The organism is Phyllobacterium sp. 22229 (assembly GCF_052056495.1).
Classification (GTDB): domain Bacteria; phylum Pseudomonadota; class Alphaproteobacteria; order Rhizobiales; family Rhizobiaceae; genus Phyllobacterium; species Phyllobacterium myrsinacearum.
The window spans coordinates 22,985-29,754 of record NZ_JBQEPA010000038.1 but is presented as its reverse complement, the minus strand read 5'-3'; the positions used below and the strand labels follow the sequence as shown (position 1 = coordinate 29,754).

Annotated in this window: 5 protein-coding genes; all 5 read left to right on the top strand. The window is 55.2% G+C overall.

The annotated features are described in order from the left end of the window. Nucleotides 1-860: 860 nt before the first annotated feature. The 5 genes from ACTJJ7_RS27390 to ACTJJ7_RS27370 all read left to right on the top strand — a co-directional run bounded on the left by ACTJJ7_RS27390 (nt 861) and on the right by ACTJJ7_RS27370 (nt 6,674). Nucleotides 861-2,885, top strand: coding sequence for a BTAD domain-containing putative transcriptional regulator (locus ACTJJ7_RS27390; RefSeq protein ID WP_440969441.1), 2,025 nt, complete (start codon nt 861-863; stop codon nt 2,883-2,885). A 33-nt stretch (nt 2,886-2,918) separates the two neighbouring features. Further along, nucleotides 2,919-3,155 (top strand): hypothetical protein, encoded by a 237-nt coding sequence (locus ACTJJ7_RS27385; protein WP_105735319.1) that lies wholly within the window; start codon nt 2,919-2,921, stop codon nt 3,153-3,155. 406 nt (nt 3,156-3,561) lie between these two features. Next, a complete protein-coding gene (locus tag ACTJJ7_RS27380) occupies nt 3,562-4,818 on the top strand; it encodes a YcaO-like family protein (protein WP_440969440.1) in 1,257 nt (418 codons plus the stop codon). Further along, nucleotides 4,815-5,561: a TfuA-like protein gene (locus ACTJJ7_RS27375; RefSeq protein WP_105735322.1), complete on the top strand. Its 747-nt coding sequence runs from the start codon at nt 4,815-4,817 to the stop codon at nt 5,559-5,561. Before ACTJJ7_RS27380 ends, ACTJJ7_RS27375 begins: the two co-directional genes overlap by 4 nt. A gap of 348 nt (nt 5,562-5,909) precedes the next feature. Continuing rightward, on the top strand, nt 5,910-6,674 hold the full coding sequence (locus tag ACTJJ7_RS27370; RefSeq protein WP_440969439.1) for a Hint domain-containing protein: 765 nt from the start codon (nt 5,910-5,912) through the stop codon (nt 6,672-6,674). Nucleotides 6,675-6,770: the final 96 nt, after the last annotated feature.

The following is a 6,770-nucleotide window of genomic DNA, read 5'->3' as shown; positions in this document are numbered from 1 at the left end:
AAGGTGCACAACCGGACACAGGCAGCCGCCGTCTACCGCAATCACATCGATCACGAATCCCTGCAATCGGCCTTCAGCTGGAACACCGAGCGCGCCTTCAGCCGCAATACCGAAATCACAGACCTCATCATCAATATCTGACGGATCGCACCATGAATCCGCCTCTCCTGGAAGGCGACGGGCGCGCGTCGGTCTGTTTCATGCTGCGCAACCGATCGGGGGCCTGAATGGCGGATACCCCTATCGTGATCTCGCCGTCTTTGGCGGCCATGGAGCAACCCACTAAACTGCGCCATGGACAGCGCCCCTCCTCTGGGGCTGCGGCAAAACCATGCACAATAACGGCGCAGGCTGGACAAACGAGCGGACTTGGCGCGGGAGCGTCCACGCGATACGCACAGACGCGGAACACCCTCTTAAACAGCCAGAATAAATATATTAAATACATTCTGGACAATCATGAATATATCAGCGAAACCACCTATATAAATGCGTCAAATTACAAGTATATAAGTAATAATTAAAAATAACTCTCAAACGAAGTGAAGGAATCCATTAAAATTAACTTCTTTATAATTCACGCATTATACCAGCCATTCACGCCATATTTGACGCAATGAAAATCCGTCCGCATTTTATATCAAAATCAACCATTTCCTGTCGACTTCGAGCCCCGCCTACGCCCTTGGGTGAAATTCCCGCCAACCTGCTTAATTCAAATTTATTACGACTAAAGTTGATAATGACTATAGAGAACTACTGCAACCTATAGTAGATTTCATTACGAGGGCCGGAAGTAAACAACAATAATATGCATTTCTAATCATAAATAAGGGTGACATACGGGGGCTTTAGCCATTATGCGGTTGACAGTTTTGGGAGAGGCAACGGTTATGAGTATTGGCGGGCACCTGGTCCCGCGGGTACCGGCAAACTTTCTGCGAATTGTCACCTATATCCTGCTGGAGAGCAATTGCCACTCGGTGGCGCGCAGCAAGCTGGCACAAATACTCTGGTCGGAAACCGACCAGACTCACGCCAGCGTGAATTTGCGCCAAAGCCTTGCGCGCATCCGCCGATTCCAGGAGCAGCTTGGTATCACCCTGATTGAAAGCGACGCTGTCTATGTCAGGCTCAATTTAGCCTCGGTCGAACAGGGCCTTCTCGATATCGATCTGATGGAGTTTCTCAGCTGCGCCGCACGGGGAGGAGCCGAACCCGCTCTCAGGATCTGCGAACTTTATCGGGGCGACCTTCTGATACAAAATGAACCAGACAACTCTGACTTCGACGAATGGCTGGATATCAAGCGCGTCAAAATTCGCGATGATGCGATCGTTGCCCTGCGATCGGCTCTTGATCTGCCTCATTTCAATATTGACGAGAGACGGCAATGCGCGCGCAAGCTGATCGACATCGACCCCTATCAGGAGGTCGGCTATCGCATGCTCATGCAAACGGCATCCCAGCTCGGGATGATCACGATGGTCGAACGAACGTTCCGGGAATGCGCGAAGAAACTGCGCGATGACCTGGATATCGATCCAGAGGCCGAAACAATCGAGCTATACCAGCATCTGCACACCAAAAGATCGCTCAACTTGCCGCAACCCATCATTCATTCGCCGGTGCTGGGGTCCTTGTCTCTCAACGATGCGGACCATCACCGGTCCTACTTTCTTCAGCCGGCAAATTCGCTCGAACTGTCAAGACAGCCCATCCTGCCAAAGATTATTGTATTGTACCTGCCGCAAACCCTCGCAGACCCCATGGAGCAGTTGGCAGCCTCCCTGGTTGACGATATCACGATAGGATTGTGCCGCCTGCGTACGCTGTCCGTGGTCGCACCCTATACATCCATCCGGGTTGTGACGGAATCGAGCATCAACGGCTTCTCCGACCTTCACGAACAATTGGGCGTGGATTTTGTCTTCGACAGCAGACTGATGCGCGGCGATGGCTTTTGTTTCCTCTCGGTAAAACTCATCAATACGCGCACGCGGGAGATCGTCTGGGCGGAAAAACAGAAATTTGATTATACGCTGCCTGAACAGCAGTACCGCCACCTGTCCATGCGCATCGTCCTGTCCATCGTCACCACCATCGAACGGGAGGAGCTGGACCGCTACAACCGGCTGATCCAGAATCCCGATGCCTATTACTGGTACCTTGTCGGCAAGCGTGAAATCGACAGCCTTGATCTGACGAAAGTCCGTACCGCGCGGGATGCTTTCAAGAATGCCCTGATCGCAGCACCGGATTTCGTGCCCGCCTTGAGCGGTGTCGCGCGAACCATGCAGCGCGAATGGCTTGTTCTTGCACGCAATGACAAGGATATCCTGCTTGAAGGCGAACAAATCGCCAAGAAGGCCGCGCCCAACGACCCGGATGACGAACGGCCTTTGCGTGAGCTGGGCACCATCAATATGTATCTTGGCAAGTATGATGAAAGCCTGGAATATTTTGATCAAAGTGAGACGCTCAACCCGCAACATGCCGACCTGCTTGCCGACTACGCCGACGCCTTGACCCATTCCGGCGAGCTCGAACTGGCTCTCAGCAAAATCCAGCACGCAATTGCGCTGAACCCCCTGGCGCCCGACTATTACTACTGGGTGGGCGCAGGCACCTTCCATTATCTCGATCGTTATGCCGAGGCCATCGCGTTTCTTCAGAAGATGAAAAATCCGCGAGCGGCCGCCCGCTTGATGGCAGCATGCTGGGCACGATTGGGTGAACATGAACAGGCCGCGGAATACAGAAATTATGCTCTGGAAGATAACCCGTCTTTTCGAATTGACGAATGGGTAAAATCGATGAGCCTCAGAATGCCTGCCCACCGTAGGATGTATGAAGAATCTCTACGCGAAGCGGGATTCCAGTGACGCAACGTCCAATACAAACAGGGGAAAACATGCATGGAAAAGTATTTCATCATCGGGGAAGCCGGGACTGATGAACTTTGGCTTGTCAACACGGCGGAAAATCGCGTTGAAAAGCTGAACAGCGCTGCCGCTGGATCCGTTATCGAAACCATCAATACAGCGCGAAAGAACGGAATTACGCTCATTAAGGGAGTAAGCATCGCGATTGTTACAAACAGCAGGACGGGGGCTGATGTAAAAATGTCAATTACCGATCCAACAGTTAAATAAAATAGAAATGTCGTTGGATAAGAAATCTCATCGATAATATTCAATTGATATAGAAACGAATCAAAGTACCGTTGCCATGTGGTTCTCCTTCATGGAAAGGTTACTCGCATGGCAAAGTTTTACATCATCGATGAGCCAGAGACCGACACGCTCTGGCTGGTAAACCTGGAAGAAAAAACCGTTGAGAGTCTTGATCGGAGTATGATTGAATGCTCCGGATCGGCTGGGTATGACTTCATAAAGACTATCAGTAATCGATCAGAAAATATAATGATTACTGAAGGTTACCGGAATGGCCCAGCGGAAAGACTCTCGTCCGCGAGCCCCTTGCAATAGGCTGCGCTATTCCAGGGGATCATCGCATTTATCGATATAGGCACGATGATAACGGTTCGCTGGAGTAACAATGCAGCAATTGGCCGAAACTTCCATACTGAACAGGCTGGCGGCGGATGAAGTCAATCTTTGTTCCGCCGCCCGTCTGGAGCAACGGTCGTCGACACGACTGATCGACGCGGATCTGACGGTGCAAAAACTGCGTCCGCACTTTCCCCATCTCGGCATCGTCCGGCTGGCCGAGGTAACCGGGCTGGACCGGATAGGAATCCCGGTGTGGATGGCTGTCCGCCCCAACAGCAAGACTCTGGCCGTGAGCCAGGGCAAGGGGATCACCACAGCCCATGCGCGCGCGTCCGCTGTCATGGAAGCGGCTGAGATCGCCATAGCCGAAAACATTCCCCTCGCATCGGTCCGCGCCAGCCGGCAGGACTTGCTGCAGGCCGGCAAGGCCGTCTTTGACGGGCGGATGCTGGTTATGAAGGGCGCCGACGAACCAGCACCCGAGCTCATCGATGAATGGCTTGAGGGCTATGACCTTCTGCGGAACAGAACGGTATTCGTACCCAGAGAACTCGTATCGCTCGACTTCACATCAGCGCGAAAAGCGCGGCATTACTGCCAGTCGACCGATGGTCTTGCCTCGGGCAACTGCCTGCTTGAAGCTGTTATTCACGGCCTGTGCGAGCGCGTGGAACGCGACGCGACCGAACTATGGCGGTTCAAGCGCGACAGTGCCGTCCATGCCCAGTGCGTCGACCCGGCGGTGTTCCCGGACGCCGGTATCCGCTGGCTGGCCGACAGGATCAGTGGGGCGGGTTTCCTGCTGCGCCTTTTCGATATTCGTTCCGATATCGGCCTTCCGGTATTCATGGCAACCATCAACCCGGTTTCGCGGAAAGGCACCTATCTGCATTTCGATCTTTCTGCCGGGTATGGGTGCCACCTGTCGCCGCGCGTGGCTGCCATGCGGGCGATCACCGAGGCGGCCCAGACGCGTATCACCAATATTTCCGGCGCCAGAGATGATTTTGATCCCTCGGAATATGCGCAGCGCCTTGCTCCTGATCTCGGTGTCTACATAAGGGCAGAGCCGAGGGCCCATTGGCACTTTGACGAACCGGAACCGTCAGAACCTGCGCGCCTCGATGCCTATCTCGACCCGTTGCGCAACCGCGGTATTGGCAGTGCGGTCGTTGTTCCCCTGGGCGGTGAAGCCTATGGAATGTCCGTTTGCCGCGTCCTGATCAACGAACTGGAAAGCCCAGCCGGCATACGCAAACACCGCTTTGGCGGAAGGGCGCTGAACGCGATGTTGCTGCAATGAAGATTCTGTTTGCAGGCCCAAGTCTTTCCAGAACCGAATTCGTGCCCGTGCGCACAAATGAAGATCGCCTGCTGCCCGATCGTTCTCTGACGTGCCGGGGGCCGGCGAAATGCGGGGATATCACCCGCGCGGTGGATGAAGGCTACAGCATGATCGGACTTGTCGACGGCCGTTTCGAGGATGTGGCCGCGGTCTGGCACAAGGAAATACTATACGCGCTTTCGCAGGGCGTCACCGTTCTCGGCGCGGCAAGCATGGGTGCGCTGCGTGCGGCGGAATGCCATCCATTCGGCATGATCGGCATTGGGGAGGTTTTTGCGCGCTACGCGTTCGGCGGATTGGAGGACGATGCCGCGGTGGCACAGGTGCATGCACCGGCCGAGTTTGGCTATACTGCCTTCACAGAAGCCATGGTCACCGTTGATGCGACGCTGGATGCGGCGCTGCATGTATCGGCAATCACGCCCGGCGAACATGTCTTGATCCGCGACAGAGCCAATGCAGTGTTCTTCAAGGACAGGAGCTGGGCACGCATATTCGAGGCCCTGGCTCCCGATATCATTGACGCCGCCGGACGGCTCAAGCCTTTCATTCGCAACGTCAAAAGACAGGATGCGGAGGCCCTGTTGAACGTGTTGCTTGAAGGCAAAAACCCTGCCGAAGCCGGGGGATTGACGGCAGATTCCACCAGCTGGCTCTTCAACGAAACGACGCAGTGGCGAAAACTGCGGGCTCAGCACTGAACGGATCCGCCGGGGTTTCAAAAAGGACTATCCTTGGAAGATGTAAGCGACAGTACATCTTCGATGTATGATCCCTCCTCCAAAAGGATGCGGCCTTCGCTCTGGGTTGGCTTTTTTCAGCGCCCAGTAGGCCGATTTCAGCATCGGACAACCGCCAAAATCCAAAGCGTTTCCCGCCGTGCCTTCCTATAGGATGGTCTTCGGAATATTTGGATTGAAAGTTGCACTGTAACCACGGAGGGGACTATGTCACCAACTACAGAGCGGCACCGGCCACTCAGCCGCGCGCGCCGACACTTTCTCGGCGTGGCGCTTTCCACGAGCGTCAAGGTCGCGGCAATCACAGGCTTGGCCACGGCCATGTCTTCCTTCCCCGCGCGGGCCATGGGAAGGAAATGGTGGAGACATGGCGGCGAGCCCGGCCGTACCCCCGGCGGCGACAATCAAAACTGCTTTCTCCGGGGCACCTCGATCAGGACCCCGGCAGGTGAGGTTCATATTGAAGATCTTCGGATCGGCGATGATGTGGAAACCATGAACGGCAAAGCTGCCGCCGTGAGATGGATTGGACGCCAGGTTTACAAAAGGAACAGCCCGTCCTGGGCGGCCAGCGTCATGCCAATCCGTATTTCACGCCACGCTTTCGATCAGCAAACGCCCCACGCGGATCTCTACCTCTCGCCCAATCACGCACTGTATGTCGATGGCGTTCTGATCCGCGCGAAGGATCTGGTGAACGGCCTGTCCATTGCTCCGTCGCTTCCCCCTGACCGGGAGATCATCGAATATTTCCACATTGTGCTTGATACCCATGACGTGATCTTCGCCGAAGGTGCTCCTGCTGAAACATTCCTGCTTCGCGACAGTAACCACGAGAGCTTTAGCAACTTTTCCGAATATGCACGCCTTTACCCCGCAGGCCTCGGCACACCCATGGTGCCCTTCGCGCCGATCATTGGTTATGAAGGCGGCCGCGAGAACCTGATGGCTCTTCTGCGCCTCGGCCTGCCCCGCTTCATCGGCTTGCGTGATCCGGTTCAGGACGCCCGCGACAGATTTGCCTTGCGTGCCCGGGAAACCGCAGGCACCGACCGGATGCACGCCATGGCCTAACGAGAAGCGCCGCGGCAAGGAATAGGTAACCGCTTGAATGCGACAAGCAGGCGTTCCCCTTCGGGAGCGCCTGCTTGAGGATGTTCAGCAATAGCG

Coding starts and splice junctions, on each gene's coding strand:
- ACTJJ7_RS27390 (WP_440969441.1), top strand. CDS start 861: ATGCGGTTGACAGTTTTGGGAGAGGCAACGGTTATGAGTATTGGCGGG.
- ACTJJ7_RS27385 (WP_105735319.1), top strand. CDS start 2,919: ATGGAAAAGTATTTCATCATCGGGGAAGCCGGGACTGATGAACTTTGG.
- ACTJJ7_RS27380 (WP_440969440.1), top strand. CDS start 3,562: ATGCAGCAATTGGCCGAAACTTCCATACTGAACAGGCTGGCGGCGGAT.
- ACTJJ7_RS27375 (WP_105735322.1), top strand. CDS start 4,815: ATGAAGATTCTGTTTGCAGGCCCAAGTCTTTCCAGAACCGAATTCGTG.